The organism is Bacillus sp. FSL R9-9497, from assembly GCF_038005805.1.
In the GTDB taxonomy this organism is placed as follows: Bacteria; Bacillota; Bacilli; order Bacillales; family Bacillaceae_G; genus Bacillus_A; species Bacillus_A cereus.
Window position 1 is genome coordinate 1,883,249 of record NZ_JBBOTY010000001.1, and the last position, 21,799, is coordinate 1,905,047.

Here is a 21,799-nt window from a genome sequence, read left to right on the forward strand (position 1 = left end):
GGGTTATCTTATGCTATACGAGGATTTGGAGACATTATTTCAAACAGCTCCGAAAGAAGATAGAGGCGGATGGAAATATATAATCCAAGAACAAAATGATACATTTAAAATTGGTGATGAAATACTGAAAAATCAAATGAGTGTCGAATTGTATTTTAATGAATACGATGAGGTGAAAATCACTTTATATAAAGATGGAATTCCCATTACGACTATGCAAAAAATTACGATTTCAAAAGTTGAATTAGACGAAGATGAAGAAGGTATTCAATTTGTTTTAGAACGCATGCCTAGTCGAATGATTCGGTTGCAGTTAAAGCCGTATTTAGCATTAGAAATGGGACTGTACTGGGAAGTATGTGATGATTGTGAATGAACATAAAAAAGCATCCAATAACATGGATGCTTTTTTATGTTTTTTGAAGTTGTTTAAACGCAATGATTGGAAGTATAACAATACTTACCCATCCGATGATAGGATATAGAATGTGAAGTAAGTCACTGTAACCGATGTAACTAAAGCAATAACTAATTAGTAAAATGAAGAAAATAATATTGTGATTCTTCCACCCAGTAATAGATTGCATCTGTTTTGTCATTCCGAACACATTACCAACTAAAGTTGTGAAAACTTCACCGAAAATAATGAGGACGAAGAAGAAGTGAAAAGTTGCATTAAATCTTCTTATGACTTCAGCCATTGGGATGTTATATTGATAAAATTGATCGACTGATAAGATTGCTAAATGGCTGCATAATAAAATTAAAGAAAGTCCAGCACCACCTAAAATCCCACCCCAAAAAATGGCTTTTCGATCCTTTACTTCACTGGCTAATGGGACGAGAACACTTTGGGCGAGAGAAAGGTTTAAGGCGACATATGTAATAGGGCTAGTAATCCATTTCATATTCCAGCTCTCTGCAGGAATAGTGTTATTAATAGGAGGTGTACCGTGAAAAAAGGTTGTAATAGCAAGTCCTATAATAAAAATCATCATAATAGGTACGACAAGTGTATTTACTTCAAAAACACCTTGTAACCCGCGGCTACTTATAATGAGACAAGCGATAACTGTAATGAGAATACCGAGTTGTCTTGGTAAGCGAAGTTGCTCTTCAAATACTGCACCAGCCCCTGATAACATAACGCTCGTTACGCCGAATAAAACGAGTAATAATAATGTGTTTACAACATTCCCAAATACATCCCCAAATAAATATTTGTTAAATTCTTGCGCTGAAAATGCCCCGATTTGTGATGAAAGTAACATCATCTTTGTGCCAAGCCAAATAAAAAAAAATCCACTTACACATATGCCAATTGTCCCGTATAATCCATTCACTGTGAAAAATTCAACAATTTCTCGTCCAGTAGCAAATCCAGCTCCAACGACAGTTCCGATATAAGTAGCAGCTACTTTCTTTGCTACTTGCCATTGTTGATTGTCCATGTTATCCCTCTTTCTACTATGATGAGCTTGATGTACTATTATGCATATGTATGAGCTTGGACAATTAGACGTATGAAGTGGTTGAAAAAATACATGAATTAAATGATATTAGGGAAGCATTAAAGGTGTTAAAACTTTGTTACATATAAGCCAATTGTTCGAAAGGAAAGGGAATGTATGGTAAAATGTAATTAAGTTATTAAAAGATAAACATTACAAAATGATAAGAGGAGTGATTGTATGAGTACGAAAACAAATGTTGTTGAAGTATTAAACAAGCAGGTAGCAAACTGGAATGTGTTATATGTTAAATTACATAATTATCACTGGTATGTGACAGGGCCACACTTCTTTACATTACATGAGAAATTTGAAGAGTTTTATAATGAGGCTGGAACGTATATTGATGAGTTAGCAGAACGTATTTTAGCTTTAGAAGGTAAACCATTAGCGACAATGAAAGAATATCTCGCAACATCTAGTGTCAGCGAAGGGACAAGCAAAGAATCTGCAGAAGAAATGGTGCAAACATTAGTGAATGATTATTCTGCACTTATTCAAGAATTAAAAGAAGGTATGGAAGTTGCGGGTGAAGCTGGCGATGAAACATCAGCTGACATGCTGTTAGCAATTCATACAACATTAGAACAGCATGTATGGATGCTAAGTGCATTCTTAAAATAACGATAAATATATAGAAACCCATTGAAAAATTATTTCAATGGGTTTTTTTATGATTTTTCAGTTTTCTTTTATGCTATAATATAGTAAAAAGGAGGCGATGCGATGTTTCGCTTTTTCAGAACTGGAAAAGAAGAGCGGGAAATTACGAAAGATGAATTAGAACAAGCGATGGCTCAGTTTTTAGAAACGAATGCTAATATCGTTTATACAGTATTAGTAAATGACGATTATACAGTAAATTATGATTTGTTAAAACCATATTTACCTGCATTTCCAACAAATATTTTTCTCATAACGAAGGAAACGCTTGAGGTATTTGAACATACAGCAGAAAATTTAAACCTAGTGAAAGAAATTGATGTCGTACAAAAAGCAGTAGATCAATACGTAACAGAAAAAGAAATGTTCCCAATTGTTGAAGGTAGCGAAGATCGCCTCATATGCGGAATGAAACTAGGACCTTACTTAAATCGTAGCTTAAAAAGAGACTTATATATTTCAGAAAAACATTATTTAGTTTCAAGTAAACCAGATAGAAAAAAACAAAAGAGCGGGTAGATGTAATGAAAACAACAATACATATATTGTTGTCTTTTTTTGTTTATTAAAATATTGATTTTTCAGTCTATTCTTATTTATACTAAATGTATTGGACAGGGAAGAGTAACTATTAAGCATCATTCTGAGAATAAGGTATTGTTAGCGTGGGTTATACAAAGTGGTATAAAGATTCGCAAACAAATATTATAAAAGGTTTCGGGGGAATTGGTACATGAAAAATAGTATGACTTACATTCAATTATTAAATGAAACGTTACGTTGTTATGCAAATAAAGGAAGTTTTGAAGCGTACAATTATATAATGGAAAACGCTACAGGTGTAATAGGGAATGAGGCACAAATATATAATTTTCAGTATGCGCTCGCAAGTGCATCGGGACTTGAAAAAGAAGCATTACATTTAATGAGGGAGGCTATTATAGAAAGGGGATTCTGGTATGGAAATGAGTATTTAATTTCCGACGAAGATTTAAAATCACTACATAAATTTGAAGAATTTCATACAATGGTGCAGTTATGTAAAGAAAGAGAAGAATTAGCACATAAAACGGAAAGACCAGATGTGAAATATATATACACCAAGAAAGAAGGAAATCTACTACTTACATTGCACGGTGACCAAGAAAATATTCAAATAGTAGAGCCATATTGGAAATCAGTTTTGACACAAGATTACACGTTAGCTTTACCACAGTCTTCACAAATTCAGTTTTCAGATGGATTTGTTTGGGATGATATAGAGAGAGGGAACGAGGAATTAAAAGGGCATTACAATAAGTTTATAGAAAATCATACAGTAGAAAGTGTAATCATTGGTGGTTTTTCTGCAGGGGCGAGAGTAGCTTTATATACGATTTTACAACAAGATATAAATGTAGATGGTTTTGTTTTTATGGCACCATGGCTTCCGGAGATTGAAGAATGGGATGAGTTGCTAAGAGTGCTGAAGGATAAACATATAAAAGGATATATAGTATGCGGGGATCAAGATGAAGATTGTTTCGAATCCACGCAGCAATTTGTACAACTATTAAGAGAGAAAAATATAGAACATAAGTATAAAGTTGTGCCTGACTTAGATCATGATTATCCTATTAACTTTGAAGAGCTATTAAAAGAAGCTATTGAATATATAGGAAATGAAAACAATAAGTAGTAAGGAAAAGAGATGCATCACATGTGATGCATCTCTTTTTAGAATTATAAATTAAAAGCATTTGCTAGTAAGCGATAAGAATTTAATTTATGTTCAAATTGATGAGTAATCGTGACAATCATAAATTCGTCAGTATTGTATGCTTTGCTTAAGTTTATTATTTTTTCTTTTACAGAAGACGGATCACCAACAATCATACGTTGACGATTTTCTTTTATACGGAATAAATCATAAGCGCTGTATGAATAATTTTGAGCAGTTTCAATAGAAGGTGTACCAGTAGTTCGTTTTCCTTGCTCTAATAATAAGATTGATAAATCTAAACTAGAAGCAATTTTTTCCGCTTCTTCATTTGTTTCTCCGCATATAACAAAGATGGCAACGATTGAATTAGGCTTATCTCCTAAAAATGAAGGCTCATATTGTTCTTGGTAAGCCCTCATAACTTCAGGGCCTCCGAAGCCGTTAATAAATTGTGCAAATGCGAAAGAAGCTCCGTTGTTTGCAGCAATTTTAGCGCTCTCTCCGCTAGAACCGAGCATCCACATTTCAGGAGACGTTGGGATAACTGGAGTGGCTTTTAAGTTTGCATAGTGATGGTTTTCTGGTACTTGATCATGTAAGTACATTGCAACGTCTGCAATTTGTTCTGGGTATTGATCAAGTGAGACCATTTTCCCTTCTTGAAGTGCGCGAGTTGCTATTGGCATACCACCAGGCGCTCTACCAACACCGAGATCGATGCGGTTCGGATACAATGCTTCTAGAACACGGAAATTCTCAGCAACTTTATATGGGCTATAATGCGGTAACATAACACCACCTGAACCGACTCTAATACGGTCCGTTTTTGCGGCAATATGAGAAATAAGTATTTCTGGACTTGAACCAGCTAAGCTTACGGAATTATGATGTTCGGATACCCAAAAACGTGTGAATCCGAGTTTTTCAACTTCTTGTGCAAGCGTAACTGTATGTGAAAAAGCTTGGGCTGCTGTGCTACCATCTGAAATAGGTGATTGGTCTAATACACTTAACTTGATCATAGAATATACCTCTCAATCTTAATGTACATCCTATTATATATTTACTTATGAAAAATGCGTAGTGAAATGCTCAAAATGAAAAGCGGATAATCTTATTTCCGCTTTTAACGAGAAAATCCGCGTTCATAATGATTCATTTCGACTAGATTTAAAATATATTCATAGTTGTCAATTTCACGCTTTAGTTGTTCACGTTCTTTTTCAGATAGTGTCATATTGCTAAGTTTTTTACATAAGTTTTGTTTCTTTAATTCTAAATGTTTTTTTGTAGCATCGTAGTCATAAGTATGTTTCATTTTTAACCACTCCTTCTTTGTAGTTGCTATATTATACGAAGTATAAAGAAAAGTGAGATCTGTCTCTTATGTACTTTTAGTGAATATTCAAATTGCAATGGTGTTATGTTTATGGGGATTTATGAATAAAATGCACTAAACCACTAACGTCCATTTGATGAAGTAAGGGGTGGAATTGTGCAGAAAGATATAATGTATAACACTGAAATGGATGAAGCGTTAAAAGTTATAGATAAAGGATTGAAGAAGACGATAAGCCCAAAACAGATTATTGTAGTGGGAGCTGGTATGGCTGGGTTAGTTTCAGCATCTTTATTAAAGGCTGCAGGACATGATGTGAAAATTTTTGAAGCAAATAACCGGGTAGGTGGCCGTATAGAAACAGTGAGAATGGAAGATACCGGATTATATTTAGATGTTGGAGCAATGAGGATTCCGTATTCGCATACATTAACGATGGCATATATAAGAAAATTTGGGCTACAGGTGAGACCTTTTATTAATAGGAATGAGACGGATATTATATACGTAAATGGACGGAAAACGACGTTAAAACAATATGAAAAAGATCCAAGTATTCTAAGATATCCTGTGGAAATGAATGAAGTTGGAAAAACGTCAGAGGAATTATTAATGTTAGCGGTACAGCCCATTATAAATTTTATAAAAAAGAACCCAGAAAAAAATTGGGATATTGTTGTAAAGGATTTTGGAAGATACTCTACTGGACAATTTTTAAAGTATCATCCTTATCAGTATAATACTTACTTTTCGCCAGTAACAATTGAGATGATTGGTGTTCTATTAGATTTAGAAGGTTTTTTGGAACGATCGTTTGTAGAGACTTTACGCTTTCTATACATTATGCAAGAGGAGAGCGGATTTTGTGAAATTGTGGGCGGGAATGATAGATTGCCAAAGTCATTTTTACCGCAATTAGAAGAAAATATTATATATAATCAAAAATTAATGAAGTTACATCAACACGATAATGGTGTGACAGCTTTCTATCGGAACGAGGAAACTTTTGAATATAGTAGTATTACAGGAGATTTAGTTATTGTTACCATTCCGTTTTCGACAATGCGTTTTGTAGAAGTAGATCCGTTTGATTCTATATCTCATGAAAAATGGAAAGCAATTCGTGAATTACATTATATGCCTGCAACGAAAATAGGAATTCAATTTAAAAGCCGATTTTGGGAAGAACAAGGACAATTAGGTGGCAGAATTATAACAGATTTGCCAATTCGTTATGCCTATTATCCAAGTTATGGAATTGGGGAGAAAGGACCGGCTATGATGTTAGGTAGCTATACATGGTCTTATGACGCGTTGTTATGGGATGGTTTATCAAAAGGGGATCGTATTTATTACGCATTACACAACTTAGCAACAATATTAGGTGGTCAAGTGTATGATGAGTTCATATCTGGAATTTCAAAAAGCTGGACATTGGATCCGTATGCGCTTGGAGGATTTGCACTTTTTCAAGCAGGTCAAGAATCTGAGCTGCAACCAGCGATTGTCAAACCAGAGGGGAGAATATTCTTCGCTGGAGATCATACAACGCTATATCACGGATGGATTCAAGGTGCGATTGAATCTGGAATTCGTGTAGCGGTGGAAGTGAATGAGTAAAAGGTTTTTAATTCAGAAAATTCTTTACTATATAACTTGAGATGGATATTATTATATATAAAAGAAATATAGGGAGTGTTTACAGTGAATCCGTTATTATTCGATTTTCCTTCTGAATTTTATACTGACAGGCTTTTTATTCGAATGCCGAAACCAGGAGATGGTAAAGTTGTATATGATGCAATTCAGGCTTCAATACAAGAACTAAAACCTTGGATGATGTTTGCACAAAAAGAGCAAACAGAGCAAGAAGTAGAAGAAAGTATTAGAAAATCACATATTCAATTTTTGCAACGTGAGGATTTAAGATTACTAGTATTTTCGAAAGAAACAGGTGAATTTATTGCTTCAGCCGGATTACATCGTATTAATTGGGATATACCTCAATTTGAAATCGGATATTGGATTGATACAAGGTTTAGCGGAAAAGGCTATATGGTAGAGGCTGCGAAAGGTATAACGGATTACGCTTTTTCTGAATTAAAAGCAAACCGTGTAGAAATTCGTTGTGATTCTTTAAATAAGAAGAGTAGAGCGATACCTGAGAAATTAGGGTTTAAGTTAGAAGGTACGTTAGAAAGTGCGAGTGTTGCGGTAGATGGAAACGGATTAAGGGATATGTGTGTATTTGCCATGACTAGAAATACATATGAAAAAGAAGAGCTGTAAAAAAACAGCTCTTCTTTTTATGCATTATGGTACAGGATGTCCATTAGAGCTTTCGAAAATTGTAAACCATTGTTGACGGTCTAAGTTAACTTTTGTAGCAAGAGCGGCAGTTTTTACGCGATCTAATTTACCAGAGCCAACGATTGGCATCATATTAGCTGGATGAGCAAGTAACCAAGCATACATAACCGTATCGATACTAGAAACACCTAGCTCAGTAGCAACTTTTTGCACAGTTTCACGTACACGTACGGCGCGTTCTGATTGACCAGTAAAAATCTCCCCACCAGCAAGAGGTGACCAAATCATTGGATTGATTCGTTTTTCTTGGCATAAATCAATTGTCCCTTTTTCAAAATGCTCAAGCTGTAATGCAGAAACTTCAATCTGGTTCGTAATAAGTGGGAAATCTAAGTACGAACTTAACATATTAAATTGTGAAGGTAAGAAGTTAGATACACCGAAGTAACGAACTTTTCCTTCTTGTTTTAATTGTGAAAATGCTTTTGCCACTTCATTTGGATCCATAAAAGGATCGGGACGATGAATAAGTAATACGTCAATATAATCTGTATGTAAATTTTTAAGTGATGCTTCTACACTTTGCATAATATGCTCTGTACTAGTATTGTAGTGAGCAACATATCGCTCTGGAAATTTCGGTGATGGGGGAGCGATTCCACACTTTGTAATAATTTGCATGTTTTCTCGTAAGGAAGGCTTTAATTGTAAAGCTTCGCCAAATAACCCTTCACACGTATATGCGCCGTAAATATCAGCGTGATCAAAAGTAGTAATTCCCATATCCATACAATCTTCAATGAAAGAAAGTAATTCTTGTTTCGTCATATTCCATTCTGCTAAACGCCAAAATCCTTGAATAATACGAGAAAATTCTAGCGTCTCAGCCATTTGAACTCGCTCCATTATAAGTACCTCCTAGAAGAATAATAATGTTTTGAAAAGGCTTTCTTACTACATGTTATTATATAGTTAATTAGGTGTACAGACAATAAATATGTTTTGCTACAAAAACGATTTTCTCTATATGCTATAATATAGAAACATATAGCTATAAGGAGATGTACGAAATGATTCCAGTAACAATATTAACTGGTTTTCTTGGATCGGGGAAAACGACATTATTAAATCGTATTTTATCAGAAAATCACGGTAAGAAATTAGCGGTGATTGTAAATGAAATAGGGCAAATTGGCATTGATAATCAGTTGATTATGAATGTGGAAGAAGAAATTATGGAAATGACAAATGGCTGTTTATGCTGTACTGTACGTGAAGACTTACTTGTTGCTTTAAAACAGTTATTGGACGTAAAAGCAGAAGAGAAAATGGATTTTGATGGTTTAGTAATTGAAACGACTGGCCTTGCAAATCCAGGGCCGATTATTCAAACATTCTTTTTAGATCCAGTCATCCAATCTGCTTACCAAATTAACGGTGTTGTAACGGTGGTAGATAGTTATCATATACATAAACATTTTGAAAAAGGATTAGAAGCAAAAGAGCAAATTGCGTTTGCTGATGTCGTTTTAGTAAATAAATTAGATTTAATTGAAGAGAATGAGAAAGAAAATCTCTTGCATGAAATTCAAGGGATTAACCCGACTGCAAAGTTAATTGAGGCGACTAACTGTGAGGTAGATATACCATCTTTATTACAAATCCAAACATTTAAAACGAAAGATACGTTGCAAATTTACCCTCATAAAGAACATAACCACTTAGAAGGTGTGAAATCATTTGTATTACGTGAAGAACGTCCGCTGGATTTACAAAAGCTTAATGAGTGGATGTCAGCTGTCGTTCAAGAGCTAGGGGAATATTTATATCGTTACAAAGGAATTTTATCGATAGATGGAGTAGATAAACGTATCGTTTTCCAAGGTGTACATACGTTATTTGCTGCTTCGTACGATAGAGAGTGGCAAGAGGGAGAAGAGCGAGTAAGTGAAGTAGTTTTTATCGGAAGAGATATTAATAAAGAGTGGTTCCAAGAACATTTCGAGGAGTGTGTGAAATAAGTCTGCGTAAATTGCAGGCTTATTTTTTATGAGCATTCTATTAGATTGTAAAACAGAATTAAATAAGGGAGAGAAACTAAAAATTGATAAATGTATAATAAAAAGCCTGTTTTCACAGGCTTGTATTTTCGTCTATTAGTAACTCCATTACAACACCTACAACTGGACCTTCATCATCAATATCCCCATTTAAGCGGAAACCAAATGATTCATACAGTCCCATTGCAAGTTTGTTGTCTGGATGTAAACTTAAGTAAATTATTTTGCATTCAAATTTTTCTTGTAAGAATTGAATGAGTAAGCGAAGGAAACGTTTTGCGTATCCTTTTCCTTGATATTGTTGGTCAATCATAAAGCGATCGAGCCATACACTTTTATGTTTTACTGAATACCATCCATACATTGCGTATCCTACAAGTGTTTCTCCATCATATAAACCTACTGACGTTCCGTTTCCTTCATATAATGATTCTGCTAAAGAAAACGCGTTACTTTCAATAAATTGTTGCTGATCTTTTGCGACGTCTAAAGCAACTACTGAACGCCAATTTTTTGCTGTTACTTCACAAATGTGAAGATTCATAATTCCAACTCACCTTCTAAATTAATATAGCTTTAAAGCTAATATGGATAATTTTACTTGTTATTTTGGTCAAGTCAAGGATAAATACATAAAAAGGCAGCTGAATAACAAATTCAGCTGCCTAGAAAATATAATGGATTAGTTTGTTGCTTCTTTCAATGTGTTTATGTTTTCTTCCATTAAAGTAAAGTAATCTTTATTATTTTTTGCATCATCTTCAGAAATAGTAGCTAAGTGATTTAAGCGTAAAACTTTTGTACCAGTTTCTTTTTGAATTACGGATGCTACTTTTGGAGTAGAGAATGTTTCGAATAAAATATATTTTAGATTATGTTCTTTTACTGTTTTTGTAATGTCAGCAAGCTGCTTTTGAGATGGTTCATCAGAAGCTGAAATTCCAGCGATAGGAATTTGTTTTAGGCCGTATCGTTGTTCCCAGTAACCATAGGCAGCATGAGAAACTAAAATTTCTTTCGTTTTTGCGTTCGCTACAGCTGCCTTAAATCCATCGTCTAAATCAGTAAATTTAGTTTGAAGTGCTGCAAAGTTTTTTTCGAATTCTTGTTTATGTTCAGGTTGTAATTCTACAAGTGCATTTTTAATTTTTTCTGCCTGTTTCATTGCTAGAGTAGGATCTAACCAAACATGCGGGTCTTTATCGTGATGATGTTCATCTTCTTTATGGCCATCTCCATGATCATGATGCTCTTCTTCAGTAGAAGCACGAAGCTCAATACCTTTAGATGCATTTACAATTTTAACATTTTCTTTTTGTAATGTTTTTTCCATTTTTTCAGCAAATGGTTCTAATTCAGCGCCGTTATAAACAAATAAATCGGCTTTTGCAACTTGTACTGTTTGTTTTTGACTTGGTTCAAATGTATGTGAATCTGCACCAGGTGGGTAAATCGCTTCAACATTTACATAGTCGCCACCGATTTTCTTTGCGAAATCAGCAATTGGGAAAATCGTTGTATAAACTGTTAGCTTTCCATCTTTCTTGGCATTACTTTCTTTTTTATTTGAGCAGCCAGCGAAAATTAAGGTAAAAATAAGTAAGAATGAAAATATAGTCAATCTTTTAGGCATGAAGTTCTCCTCTTTTCTTTTTTACGGATATATTTTCCCCAATTATAGAAGAAAAATATCATTTTAATACAAAACGGAATAATTACGTTTTAGTTTGCGAACTTAGTATAATACATCTTTAATAAAGTTGCAATAAATAATAATCATTCCGATTTGTTTTTGTTATAAAGTTGTCAAATATAGGTGTATTATTTTTGCAAATGCATGCATATGTGACAACGCTGTTTTCATATATTGAAAAGGAGGTAAAGAGGGGGATGAGCGCTTGGGTTACTTAATGGAAGCTATTTTATTAATATTAGCGGTAGTATTGCCATTATCTTTCGTATTAATTTTTTTAAGAAGATTAATAAGTAATTTAGGGGACGCTACAACAATAACGAAATTACAAGAGAGAGATGAGAAGAAAGAGTGAGTAAAGCACTATGCGTACGCATAGTGTTTTACTTGTGGTAAAATAAGAGCAGGAAACTCCTAAAGGTTGTATTTTACTAAAGGAGAGAAAAGTAAAATAAGAGGTATATGCATATATGAATAAGCGAACAGCGTTAATACTTGGTGCAAGTGGTTTAGTTGGACAAGAGATAACGCGTCTATTACTTGGATCAGATTACTACGATTCGGTTACTATTTTTGTAAGAGAGCCAATGCAATTGCAACATGAGAAGTTACAGCAGAAACAAGTTGATTTTTCGGTATTAGAGGAATATAAAGAGTTCTTTGCTGTGGATGATGTTTTTAGTTGCTTAGGAACAACAATAAAAAAAGCAAAAACAAAAGCAAATTTTAAAAAAGTAGATTATGAATATACGTTACGAGCTGCGTGTTTAGCTGAAAAACAAGGGGTACAAAATTTCCTTGTCGTGTCTTCTATGGGAGCGAATCCTAAATCATTCTTCTTTTATTCACAAGTGAAAGGAAAAATGGAAGAAGAATTGCAAAAGTTAGTGATTGGTGGTATTCACATTTTTAGACCATCATTATTAGTAGGAAATCGACAAGAATTTCGTTTCGGCGAACGAATGGCTGAAAAGTTATCTCGTATTATTCCGTTTATCTTTAAAGGAGCTTTCAAAAAATATAAACCAATTTCAGCTAAAGATGTGGCGAAAGGGATGTATATAACCGCGCTGCGAGAAGAATCGGGTATCCATACTTATAATTCAAATGAAATTACAACGATAGAATAAATAAAACCGAGAAGAATGACTTCTCGGTTTTATTTATTCGTATGAATTTTTCCTGGTGCTCGCTTATATTGGTGAGGTTCTTGCAATTCAAAGCCAAGTTCATTGGCCGCTATTCTCGGAAAATACGGATTGCGAAGTAATTCACGTCCGATGAAAATTAAATCTGCTTCGTTATTATTTAAAATTTGCTCTGCTTGTACTCCGCTCGTAATCAATCCAACTGCACCAGTTGCAATGTTAGCATGCTCTTTAATATGTTTGGCATATTGTACTTGATAACCGGGATACACATCAATATGTGCTGGTACAACTGCGCCAGAACTACAATCGATTAAATCTATTCCCTGTTCTTTCATCCACTTTGTATACTGAACGTAATCTTGAACCGTTAGCCCGTCAGGATGATAATCATTTGCTGAAATACGAACGAATATTGGTCCGTCCCAAACTTCATTTATCGAGTCAATGATTTCGCGTAAGAAACGATAGCGGTTTTCAGGTGAACCACCATATTCATCAGTCCGCTTATTGGAAAGCGGAGAAAGAAATTCATTAATAAGATAACCGTGAGCACCGTGTATTTCAATAACATCAAATCCAGCTTGTTTTGATCGTACTGCAGCTTGCTGAAAAGCTAATACGGTATCTTTAATTTGGTGTTTGCTCATTTCTATTGGCATTTTCATTGTTTCATTAAATGGAATGGCTGAAGGAGCTAACGCATCTGTTTCTAGTTCTGCTTTTCTTCCGGCGTGAGCGAGTTGAATGGCAGCTTTTGCACCATTATCATGTATAAAAGTAGTCGTTTTATGTAAGCCTTCAATTAAACTGTTATCCCAAATGCCTAAGTCTTTATTTGAAATTCGACCTTCAGGTAACACGGCTGTTGCTTCAATCATAACTAAACCAACTTGACCGGCAGCTCTTGTTCCATAATGAATGAGATGGAAATTCGTTACTTGGCCATCCCCGTTTTCCGATGAATACATGCACATAGGTGACATAACAATCCGGTTTTTTAATGTAACGTCCTTAATTGTATAAGGTGAAAAAAGTTCGGAATTCATCCAATAGCCTCCTAGATTGAATTTTCTTACATTGTATCATTCTCTTTTTTGTTTCTCTAATAAAACGCTTATACGAAAAATTTTGTATATTCGTGTTACAATGACTAATATGAACTGAATTGGAGGATGGCATATGTACCAGGCTTATTATGAAAGCGAAGTAGGTTTGCTTGAAATTACAGCGAATCAAGAAGGAATTACGTCTGTTATATTTGTTGATGAACGACAAGAAGAAAATAAAAATGAAATGATAGAACAATGTATAAATGAGTTAGATGAATATTTTAAAGGGAAAAGAAAAGAGTTTACGGTCCCGCTGTCTGCGGAGGGAACAGCATTTCAAAAAAATGTATGGGATGCACTTTATACTATTCCGTACGGCGTAAGTGCTTCATATTTAGATATTGCAGAGAAAGTTGGAAATACAAAAGCTGTACGGGCAATAGGAGGGGCAAATAGTCGGAATCCAATTTCAATAATTGTTCCATGTCACCGTGTAATAGGGAAGAGTGGAAAGCTTGTTGGATATGCTGGTGGTTTATGGAGGAAAGAGTGGTTATTAAAACACGAAGGTATTTTGAAATGACGTATGGATGGGAAGAGGGATTGTTTTGAAATGTATAAATTGTGGGCAACCTTGCGAGGAGGAACAGTTAAATTGTGCAAGTTGTCAGCGAAACTTGGATAATGAACAAGATGAAGGTAGCTCGTTAATAGATAAAGAACTAGAAGTATATGTAGGGAGACAATATCCGTATTACAAAAGGAAATGGGAGCTTGAGAATAAGCGGATTGCTAGGTGGAGCTGGAATGGTTGGGCTGCTATTTTCAATATAGGCTGGCTAGGATATCGTAAGTATTATGTACCAGCTGCTTTATTTATGTTGTTATTAGTAGCGTGTGATGCATTTTCGTATTATATGGGATTTAATGTAGCGTTGCCAATCATTAATATGGTGCCTCTTACGTTTTTATTACTCATTTTTATTCTATTTGGAATGGGGATTTTTGCAAATGAATTGTACTATCAATTTGCGGAAAGACGTATATACCGAATAAAAGCAAGAGAAATAAAAGATAAATCAGTTGAAAACTATCTAATCAATGATAGCGGCGGAACGAGCAAAATGGGAGCGACAATCGTTACTATTTTAGCAGTTGCTAGCATATTTTTTAGTCATTTCTTTTTTCCGACTGATCGAGACGTTATTCAAAAGGTTCGTACAAGTTCGCTTTATGAATATCCTTTCTTTTCAATAGGTGAATCTTTCGAAAATTATTTTCAAAATTCAGGTTGGATATATTATCGTGGAACGGAAGGGTTAGAATTAGTAGAATTCCAAGGATATAACACCGGAACGCCAAGACAAAAGGTGAAGATTCAATTTGTTGTCGATTATAAATTAGGTGAAGTGGAACCATACTCACTTATGGTTAATGGTGAATCTAAAACTGAAGAAGAGTTTTTGAAGCTGATGGAAGAAATATTTAAAGTTCAAAATCCATTTGATATAGAGGATGGATTACAAGTAAATGCTATTCAAGAAAGCGGCTGGAAAGAAATTTCCGATCGCTTTTTTCTATGTTTGTTAAAATAAATATTTAAAATAATCAGAATCTTTTGTATAATAAAATATATTATATAGGATTTAACTTATACATATAGATTGGGGGAAGGAAGAATGAAGAGAAAGACAACAACAATTGCTGCACTTGCGTTAACGACGAGTGTATTGGTTGCAGGGTGTGGGAATGGTGAGAAGGCTTCGACAACGAAGAAAGAATCGAATAAGGGAATGGCAGATAAACAAGTTTTAAATTTGCTAGAAACAGCTGAAATTCCTTCAATGGATACGTCTAAATCAACGGATTCTGTATCTTTCCGTGTATTTGTAAATGCAATGGAAGGTTTATATCGTCTAGATAAAGATAATAAACCAACACCAGGTATGGCAAAAGATGTGAAGATTAGTGAAGATAAAAAGACATATACATTTGAATTACGTGATGCGAAATGGTCAAATGGTGATCCAGTTCGAGCACAAGATTTTGTATATGCATGGCAACGTACATTAGATAAAGCATTAGCGGCAGAATATGCATTCATTTTATTTGATGTGAAAAATGCACAGAAAGTAAATAAAGGAGAATTACCAGCAGATCAATTGGGTGTTAAAGCGAAGGATGATAAAACGTTAGTAGTAGAATTAGAGCAACCAGCACCTTATTTTCTTGAGCTTACGTCGTTCCCTACATTTTTCCCATTAAATGAAAAATATGTGAAAGAGCAAGGAGATAAATACGGATTAGAAGCAGATAAATTAGTATATAATGGACCATTTACAATGAGTCAATGGAAACATGAACAAAATTATCAGTTAAAGAAAAATCCTAATTATTGGGATAAAGATACTGTAAAGTTAGACGAAATTAATGTAAGTATTGTGAAGGAAACAAGCACGGGAGTAAATTTATATGATAGTGATCAAGCAGATCGAGTTATTTTAACTTCTGAATTTGTTGATAAATATAAAAAGAATAAGCCAGATGAATTTAAAACGAAGTTAGATCCACGCATATATTTCTTACGTTTTAACCAAAAAAATGCAACATTTAAAAACCAAAAAGTACGTGAAGCGATTGATTTAGCATACGATAAAAAAGGAATTGCTGATGTCATTTTAAATGACGGTTCATTGCCAGCATATTTCTTAGTACCTGAAAAATTCACGACAGGTCCGGATGGAAAAGATTTCCGCTCTGTAAATAAAAACTTCCGTGATAGTAAAGATAACGCAGAGAAAGCAAAAAAATTATGGGAAGAAGCGAAGAAAGAGCTTGGTCAAGATACAATTACGGTTGAATTACTAAACGATGATAACGGTAGCCGTAAAAAAGTAGGCGACTTTATTAAGGAAGAACTAGAGAAAAACTTGCCTGGTATTAAAGTGAATTTGAAACAGCAACCATACAAGCAGAAGCTAGATTTAGAAAAGAAATTCCAATATGAATTCTCATTATCTGCATGGAGCCCTGATTATCCGGATCCAATGACTTATATTGATATGTTTGTTACTGGAAGCTCATTTAATGAAATGGATTATTCTAATCCGAAGTATGATGATTTAGTAGCGAAATCAAAAGGAGAGCTATTAAAAGATGATAAAGCACGCTGGAATGCACTTGCGGAAGCTGAAAAAATCTTAATTGGTCAAGACGCAGCAATTTCTCCTACGTACCAACAAAGTACAGCTTATTTAGAGAAGCCATTTGTAAAAGGCATTGCTAACCATACGTTTGGCGGGGACTTCAGTTATAAATGGGCATATATTACAAAAAAATAGTATAATAAAAGATGAGTGAATTTTCGCTCATCTTTTATTTGTATAAGGAGGAATTATAGTTGTTAAGAGGAATCAATCATATTTGTTTTTCGGTATCTAATTTAGAAAACTCTATTATGTTTTATGAAAAAGTATTAGAAGGAGAATTATTAGTTAAAGGAAGAAAATTAGCTTATTTTAACATATGTGGAGTATGGATAGCGCTTAATGAAGAGACGCATATTCCGAGAAATGAGATTCATCAATCTTATACGCACATTGCATTTTCTGTTGAACAAGAAGACTTTAAATGTCTAATACAGCGATTAGAAGAAAATGATGTTCATATTTTACAAGGAAGAGAACGTGATTTAAGAGATTGCGAATCTATATACTTTGTTGATCCTGACGGTCATAAATTTGAGTTTCACTCAGGGACACTGCAAGACCGTTTAAATTATTATAGAGATGAGAAACCTCATATGACATTTTATTAGGGAGGGATAGCATTTGCATGCACTTGTAATTGGTGGAACAGGAATGCTAAAGAAAGTTTCTATGTGGCTTTGTGAGAAAGGATTTTATGTTTCTATTATCGGGCGAGATGAAGTGAAATTAGAAAATGTTAAGCGAATGAGTTCTGCACCAGAAAATATTACATGCCTTTCGTTAGATTATCATAATGATGAAGATGTAAAGCTAGCTATTAAAAGTACAATTAAGAAAAATGGCCCAATCACATTAGTTGTTGCATGGGTACACACAAGTGCAAAGCATGCACTATCAAATATTTGTAAAGAACTAGATTTGTCGTCTAAAACATATAGTTTATTTCATATTTTAGGTAGTAAAGCATCACGTATGCCTGCACAAAAAATAGGGAGTACGCGATGTATTTATCATAGAATTATTTTAGGCTTTATTTTAGAAGATACATATGGAAGATGGCTTACTCATGAAGAGATAGCTGATGGAATTATAAAAGGGATTGAAAGTAAACGAGCGGAGTGGATTGTAGGGAGAGTTGAACCGTGGGAATTACGACCAACATGGTGAGGGGGAGTAAGAAATGAAAACAACTATATATGTAACAAGGCATGGTGAAACAGAGTGGAATGTAGCGAAGCGAATGCAGGGACGGAAAAATTCTGCTTTAACTGAAAATGGTATAGTTCAGGCGAAACAATTAGGGAATCGAATGAAAGATTTACCAATCCATGCGATCTATAGTAGTCCGAGCGAAAGAACACTTCATACGGCAGAGTTAATAAAGGGGGAACGTGATATACCCATTATAGCGGATGAGCATTTCTATGAAATCAACATGGGTATATGGGAAGGACAAACAATCGCGGATATAGAAAAGCAATTTCCAGAAGAAGTACATCTGTTTTGGAATGAGCCACATCTTTTTCAGTCAACATCAGGCGAAAATTTTGAGGCTGTTTATGAAAGAGTAATTGAAGGGATGCAGCTTCTTTTAGAGAAGCATAAAGGACAAAACATATTGATTGTGTCTCATGCGGCAGCAGCAAAATTACTTGTAGGGCATTTCGCGGGAATTGAAATAGAAAATGTGTGGGATGATCCATTTATGCATAGTGCCAGTTTGAGCATAATAGAATTTGAAGAGGGTATCGGTAAAGTGAAACAATTTGCAGATATAAGTCACTTTCAATAAATGTAAAAAAGGCCGCAAAACGGCCTTTTTTTGGTGGTATAAAAACTAGCAGTTACGTTTTTTATACCAGAAGTGATCGAATTTCTTATTTTTGCAAGATGGGAATTTATGTCCGCCTTTGCAATCATTCCATTTGTGTCCGCTATCGTGACAGTCTTTACCATGATCACATGAATCATCGCAAGAGTGACCGTGTCTGTTAGGGAAGAATTCGCATTTTTTACAGAAACTTCGTTTTGTCCAGAAAAATTTCTTTTCAAAGCGTATGCATTTTGTAATGAATGTACAATGTTTTCTGCGAGTACGTTTCGTAACTAATACGCATTCTTTTCTACGCGTTACTTTCGTAACGAACGTCCATTTTTGAACACGTACACGAGTACATTTCGTAACAAATGTCCATTTTTTCACATGCGTACATTTTGTAACGAACGTACAATGTTTCACGCGAGTACATCTTGTTCTTGGACATTTACCCCCAGTTGTACATTTACATCCAGTTGTACAATGATGATGAGTGAATTTATCATCATCGCATTCAAAAGTACTTGGATCTTGGTGTAAGAAATCCTCCATCCCAGCACTTTTGATTTCTTCGACAGCTTTTCTAATATCACGTTTCATAGAAATCCTCCTTATCATGTATTAAAGTGAAAAGGTATTCTTTTTCCTTAACATGATATGTATGTAGGCATCTTTCTGAACAGGACAAGAGTGTAATTTTATATAAATAGATGATTGCGGATGTATGGACAAGAAAAGGCGCATACATTGAAGGAAGAGAACTGAGAAGGGATGAGAAAACATGCTGCCTTCATATGATTTTTTTGTTCATCCAATGTACTTAGTGGAATTGAAAAAGGACATTTGGTCAGATAGTCCAGTGCCAGCAAAATTAACTTATGGAAAAAAGAAGTATGATATTGATATCGTATACCGAGGAGCTCATATTCGCGAATTTGAGAAAAAGTCTTATCATGTTATGTTTTATAAGCCTAAAAAATTTCAAGGTGCGAAAGAGTTTCATTTGAATTCGGAGTTTATGGATCCGTCTCTCATACGAAATAAATTATCTTTAGATTTTTTTCATGATATTGGTGTACTTTCGCCAAAATCACAACATGTATTTATAAAAATTAATGGTCAAATTCAAGGTGTGTACTTACAGTTAGAATCGGTTGATGAAAATTTTTTGAAAAATAGAGGATTACCGAGTGGTTCTATTTATTATGCGATAGATGATGATGCGAATTTTTCATTAATGAGTGAACGAGATAAAGATGTTAAGACAGAGCTCTTTGCGGGTTATGAATTTAAATATTCGAATAAAAATAGTGAAGAACAACTGAGTGAATTTGTATTTCAAGCGAATACTTTGACGAGGGAAGCCTATGAAAAAGAAATTGGGAAGTTTCTACATGTAGATAAATATTTACGATGGTTAGCAGGAGTTATTTTTACGCAAAACTTTGATGGTTTTGTTCATAACTATGCACTATATCATAACGATGAAACAAATTTATTTGAAGTTATACCGTGGGATTATGATGCGACTTGGGGGCGAGATGTACAAGGGAGACCGCTTAATCATGAATATATTCGTATTCAAGGTTATAATACGTTGAGTGCAAGATTGCTAGACATACCTGTATTTAGAAAGCAGTATCGAAGTATTTTAGAAGAAATATTAGAAGATCAATTTACAGTTTCGTTTATGAGGCCGAAAGTAGAAGGGTTGTGTGAATTGATTCGTCCATATTTACTACAAGATCCATACATGAAAGAAAAATTAGAAACATTTGATCAAGAGGCTGATATGATTTATGAATATATAAATAAAAGAAGAAAGTATATACAAGACCACTTACATGAATTGGATTAATTTTGAAAGAGATTGAGACGTTATCAATCTCTTTTTTTTTGTATAATAAAGATGTATCAATAAAAATGAAGTAATATATTTGATAGAGAATGGGGATGCGGATATATGACGATTAAATGGATTGATTGGGTAAAACAAATACAATCTATAGCTCAAGCGGGTTTAACGTATTCTAAGGATGTGTATGATATTGAGCGTTTCCAGCAATTACGAGATATTTCTATTTCAATGATGTCACATTACACGAAAACAGATTGGGAAGTCGTAGAGAAATTATTTGCAAGTGAGACAGGCTATCAAACACCTAAAGTTGATATAAGAGCGGTTGTTTTTCAAAATGAAAAGTTATTATTTGTGAAAGAAAAAAGCGATGGGAAATGGGCATTGCCAGGTGGATGGGCTGATGTCGGTTATACGCCAACCGAAGTTGCAGCAAAAGAGGTTTTCGAAGAGACTGGTTATGAGGTAGATCATTTTAAGTTACTAGCTATATTTGATAAAGAAAAACATCAACCATCTCCATCGGCGACGCATGTATATAAGATTTTCATTGGATGTGAGATTATTGGTGGAGAAAAGAAAACTAGCATTGAAACAGAAGAGGTGGAGTTTTTTGGTGAAAATGAATTGCCTAATTTATCAATTGCTAGAAATACAGAAGACCAAATTAAAGAGATGTTTGCCTACATGAAAGACCCGCAGAAAGAGAAATTAATAGATTAATCCTGCTTGAATTGTACATATTGTTAAAATGAAGATATTGGCAGATTGCAGCCTTTATGTAATAATGGGATGGTATGTGAAGAAAAAAGGAGATAAAAAAGAACATGTTAGCAAACATAATAGATCAGTTATTGCAATTTTTTGCAAGCTTAGGTTACTTTGGAGTAGCTCTTGCTTTAATGATTGAAGTAATCCCGAGTGAAATTGTACTTTCGTATGCTGGCTTTTTAGTAGCGAATGGTAAAATTAGTTTTGTGGGTGCAGTTATCGCCGGAACGATTGGTGGTACTTTAGCGCAAATCTTTTTATACTGGCTTGGATACTACGGAGGGCGTCCGGTTGTAGAGAAATATGGGAAATATCTACTTATTAATAAACATCATTTAGACATAGCGGAAGGTTGGTTTAAGCGTTATGGAGCAGGCGTAATATTTTCTGCGCGCTTTATCCCAGTAGTACGTCATGCAATCTCTATTCCAGCAGGACTAGCTAAGATGCCATTAAAACTATTTACACTTTATACGGTTGTAGCGATCATTCCATGGTCAATTCTATTTATATACTTAGGTGAAAAACTTGGTGGGAATTGGCGACAAATTAAAGAGTATGCATCTGATTACACACATTACATAATTATAGGAGCTGTTCTTTTTATTGCTCTATACTTTGGTTTAAAGTATTTCAAAAAGAAAAAAGCAGCGCGTTAAAGTCAATG

General features: G+C 34.4%; 26 protein-coding genes. 18 read left to right on the top strand and 8 right to left on the bottom strand.

From position 1 onward, the window contains the following. Positions 1-10: 10 nt before the first annotated feature. Positions 11-376 carry a DUF3979 family protein gene (locus MKY21_RS09770; RefSeq protein WP_016117642.1) on the top strand — a complete coding sequence of 122 codons (366 nt, stop codon included), beginning with the start codon at positions 11-13 and terminating at the stop codon, positions 374-376. 34 nt (positions 377-410) lie between these two features. On the opposite strand, the gene MKY21_RS09775 is transcribed toward MKY21_RS09770, so the two are convergent. Then, entirely contained in the window at positions 411-1,451 is a 1,041-nt protein-coding gene (locus tag MKY21_RS09775) for a YkvI family membrane protein (protein ID WP_000370203.1), read from the bottom strand. A gap of 240 nt (positions 1,452-1,691) precedes the next feature. Here MKY21_RS09775 and MKY21_RS09780 point away from each other — a divergent pair, with 240 nt between their 5' ends. The 3 genes from MKY21_RS09780 (at position 1,692) to MKY21_RS09790 (ending at position 3,852) form a co-directional block, all read left to right on the top strand. Then, positions 1,692-2,135: a Dps family protein gene (locus tag MKY21_RS09780; RefSeq protein WP_000105199.1), complete on the top strand. Its 444-nt coding sequence runs from the start codon at positions 1,692-1,694 to the stop codon at positions 2,133-2,135. A gap of 102 nt (positions 2,136-2,237) precedes the next feature. After that, positions 2,238-2,693, top strand: coding sequence for a DUF3939 domain-containing protein (locus MKY21_RS09785; protein WP_044795770.1), 456 nt, complete (start codon positions 2,238-2,240; stop codon positions 2,691-2,693). A gap of 214 nt (positions 2,694-2,907) precedes the next feature. Further along, entirely contained in the window at positions 2,908-3,852 is a 945-nt protein-coding gene (locus MKY21_RS09790; RefSeq protein WP_325764742.1) for an alpha/beta hydrolase, read from the top strand. Positions 3,853-3,896: 44 nt separating this feature from the next. On the opposite strand, the gene MKY21_RS09795 is transcribed toward MKY21_RS09790, so the two are convergent. Continuing rightward, a complete protein-coding gene (locus tag MKY21_RS09795) occupies positions 3,897-4,898 on the bottom strand; it encodes an LLM class flavin-dependent oxidoreductase (RefSeq protein ID WP_000594042.1) in 1,002 nt (333 codons plus the stop codon). Between the two features lie 104 nt (positions 4,899-5,002). Then, on the bottom strand, positions 5,003-5,194 hold the full coding sequence (locus tag MKY21_RS09800; RefSeq protein ID WP_000683359.1) for a DUF3896 family protein: 192 nt from the start codon (positions 5,192-5,194) through the stop codon (positions 5,003-5,005). A 177-nt stretch (positions 5,195-5,371) separates the two neighbouring features. Between MKY21_RS09800 and MKY21_RS09805 the strand changes: the two genes are divergently transcribed. Both MKY21_RS09805 and MKY21_RS09810 read left to right on the top strand, forming a co-directional pair. Continuing rightward, positions 5,372-6,835 carry a flavin monoamine oxidase family protein gene (locus MKY21_RS09805; RefSeq protein WP_001168113.1) on the top strand — a complete coding sequence of 488 codons (1,464 nt, stop codon included), beginning with the start codon at positions 5,372-5,374 and terminating at the stop codon, positions 6,833-6,835. An 84-nt stretch (positions 6,836-6,919) separates the two neighbouring features. Next, positions 6,920-7,504 (top strand): GNAT family N-acetyltransferase, encoded by a 585-nt coding sequence (locus MKY21_RS09810; protein ID WP_001068740.1) that lies wholly within the window; start codon positions 6,920-6,922, stop codon positions 7,502-7,504. Between the two features lie 24 nt (positions 7,505-7,528). Here the strand turns inward: MKY21_RS09810 and MKY21_RS09815 are convergent, their stop codons facing one another. Beyond that, a complete protein-coding gene (locus tag MKY21_RS09815) occupies positions 7,529-8,431 on the bottom strand; it encodes an aldo/keto reductase (protein ID WP_044795773.1) in 903 nt (300 codons plus the stop codon). A 164-nt stretch (positions 8,432-8,595) separates the two neighbouring features. On the opposite strand from MKY21_RS09815, the gene MKY21_RS09820 reads away from it, so the two are divergent. After that, entirely contained in the window at positions 8,596-9,546 is a 951-nt protein-coding gene (locus MKY21_RS09820) for a CobW family GTP-binding protein (protein ID WP_341076076.1), read from the top strand. A 112-nt stretch (positions 9,547-9,658) separates the two neighbouring features. Here MKY21_RS09820 and MKY21_RS09825 read toward each other — a convergent pair whose 3' ends face one another. Next, positions 9,659-10,129, bottom strand: coding sequence for a GNAT family N-acetyltransferase (locus MKY21_RS09825; RefSeq protein ID WP_001048677.1), 471 nt, complete (start codon positions 10,127-10,129; stop codon positions 9,659-9,661). 138 nt (positions 10,130-10,267) lie between these two features. After that, a complete protein-coding gene (locus MKY21_RS09830; RefSeq protein WP_016117645.1) occupies positions 10,268-11,218 on the bottom strand; it encodes a metal ABC transporter substrate-binding protein in 951 nt (316 codons plus the stop codon). A gap of 265 nt (positions 11,219-11,483) precedes the next feature. On the opposite strand from MKY21_RS09830, the gene MKY21_RS09835 reads away from it, so the two are divergent. Continuing rightward, a complete protein-coding gene (locus MKY21_RS09835) occupies positions 11,484-11,633 on the top strand; it encodes a hypothetical protein (protein WP_000540932.1) in 150 nt (49 codons plus the stop codon). 115 nt (positions 11,634-11,748) lie between these two features. Next, a complete protein-coding gene (locus MKY21_RS09840; RefSeq protein ID WP_001042740.1) occupies positions 11,749-12,408 on the top strand; it encodes an oxidoreductase in 660 nt (219 codons plus the stop codon). 29 nt (positions 12,409-12,437) lie between these two features. Here the strand turns inward: MKY21_RS09840 and namA are convergent, their stop codons facing one another. After that, positions 12,438-13,475, bottom strand: coding sequence for an NADPH dehydrogenase NamA (gene namA / locus MKY21_RS09845; RefSeq protein ID WP_016117646.1), 1,038 nt, complete (start codon positions 13,473-13,475; stop codon positions 12,438-12,440). Between the two features lie 133 nt (positions 13,476-13,608). Between namA and MKY21_RS09850 the strand changes: the two genes are divergently transcribed. The 6 genes from MKY21_RS09850 (at position 13,609) to MKY21_RS09875 (ending at position 18,479) form a co-directional block, all read left to right on the top strand. Continuing rightward, on the top strand, positions 13,609-14,061 hold the full coding sequence (locus tag MKY21_RS09850; protein ID WP_000283913.1) for a methylated-DNA--[protein]-cysteine S-methyltransferase: 453 nt from the start codon (positions 13,609-13,611) through the stop codon (positions 14,059-14,061). Between the two features lie 7 nt (positions 14,062-14,068). Continuing rightward, positions 14,069-15,073, top strand: a complete 1,005-nt coding sequence (locus MKY21_RS09855; RefSeq protein WP_445662222.1) for a DUF2628 domain-containing protein — start codon at positions 14,069-14,071, stop codon at positions 15,071-15,073. An 84-nt stretch (positions 15,074-15,157) separates the two neighbouring features. After that, on the top strand, positions 15,158-16,819 hold the full coding sequence (locus tag MKY21_RS09860; protein ID WP_000824278.1) for a peptide ABC transporter substrate-binding protein: 1,662 nt from the start codon (positions 15,158-15,160) through the stop codon (positions 16,817-16,819). A gap of 59 nt (positions 16,820-16,878) precedes the next feature. Then, the gene (gene fosB, locus MKY21_RS09865; RefSeq protein WP_086424331.1) at positions 16,879-17,295 is read left to right on the top strand and encodes a FosBx1 family fosfomycin resistance bacillithiol transferase; all 417 of its coding nucleotides are present in this window, start codon (positions 16,879-16,881) and stop codon (positions 17,293-17,295) included. A gap of 13 nt (positions 17,296-17,308) precedes the next feature. Beyond that, the gene (locus MKY21_RS09870; protein WP_016117649.1) at positions 17,309-17,854 is read left to right on the top strand and encodes a short-chain dehydrogenase; all 546 of its coding nucleotides are present in this window, start codon (positions 17,309-17,311) and stop codon (positions 17,852-17,854) included. 13 nt (positions 17,855-17,867) lie between these two features. Then, positions 17,868-18,479, top strand: coding sequence for a phosphoserine phosphatase 1 (locus MKY21_RS09875; RefSeq protein WP_000858827.1), 612 nt, complete (start codon positions 17,868-17,870; stop codon positions 18,477-18,479). Between the two features lie 45 nt (positions 18,480-18,524). On the opposite strand, the gene exsB is transcribed toward MKY21_RS09875, so the two are convergent. Beyond that, positions 18,525-19,103, bottom strand: a complete 579-nt coding sequence (gene exsB, locus MKY21_RS09880; protein ID WP_000817498.1) for an exosporium protein ExsB — start codon at positions 19,101-19,103, stop codon at positions 18,525-18,527. 181 nt (positions 19,104-19,284) lie between these two features. Between exsB and cotH the strand changes: the two genes are divergently transcribed. The 3 genes from cotH to MKY21_RS09895 all read left to right on the top strand — a co-directional run bounded on the left by cotH (position 19,285) and on the right by MKY21_RS09895 (position 21,791). After that, positions 19,285-20,361 carry a spore coat protein CotH gene (gene cotH / locus MKY21_RS09885; protein WP_000937999.1) on the top strand — a complete coding sequence of 359 codons (1,077 nt, stop codon included), beginning with the start codon at positions 19,285-19,287 and terminating at the stop codon, positions 20,359-20,361. 105 nt (positions 20,362-20,466) lie between these two features. After that, positions 20,467-21,084: an NUDIX hydrolase N-terminal domain-containing protein gene (locus MKY21_RS09890; RefSeq protein ID WP_000153584.1), complete on the top strand. Its 618-nt coding sequence runs from the start codon at positions 20,467-20,469 to the stop codon at positions 21,082-21,084. 104 nt (positions 21,085-21,188) lie between these two features. Beyond that, a complete protein-coding gene (locus MKY21_RS09895; protein WP_000880691.1) occupies positions 21,189-21,791 on the top strand; it encodes a DedA family protein in 603 nt (200 codons plus the stop codon). Positions 21,792-21,799 lie beyond the last annotated feature (8 nt).